General features: G+C 61.7%; 1 protein-coding gene. It reads right to left on the bottom strand.

From position 1 onward, the window contains the following. The coding region (locus SB816_RS31250; protein WP_410548144.1) for a porin at positions 1-277 on the bottom strand (277 nt) is incomplete at both ends.

Genomic DNA, 277 nt, shown 5'->3' with positions numbered 1-277 from the left:
AGTGATCGCGCCGTTCGAATCGCCGTTGTGTGCGTTGTTGATCTTCAGGTACGACGCGCCGACCGTCAGCCCGCCCTGCTGGTATTGCAGCGCGGCGCCGTACAGACGGTTGTTCGCAAAGCCGGACTGGTTGCTGAACCCGTACATCGCTTCCGCGGTGATGCCGTGCCACACCGGCGACACGTACTTGACGGCGTTATTGACGCGGAACGAGTAGTCGGTGTTGTCGTTGTCGTACGGGTGCGCGAACAGATAGCCGGTCCAGTTGCCGTTGGCC

It is taken from the genome of Achromobacter sp. SIMBA_011, assembly GCF_046535435.1.
In the GTDB taxonomy this organism is placed as follows: Bacteria; Pseudomonadota; Gammaproteobacteria; order Burkholderiales; family Burkholderiaceae_B; genus Achromobacter; species Achromobacter dolens.
The sequence above is the reverse complement of the archived record's forward strand: the minus strand, read 5'-3'. Positions and strand labels throughout refer to the sequence as shown.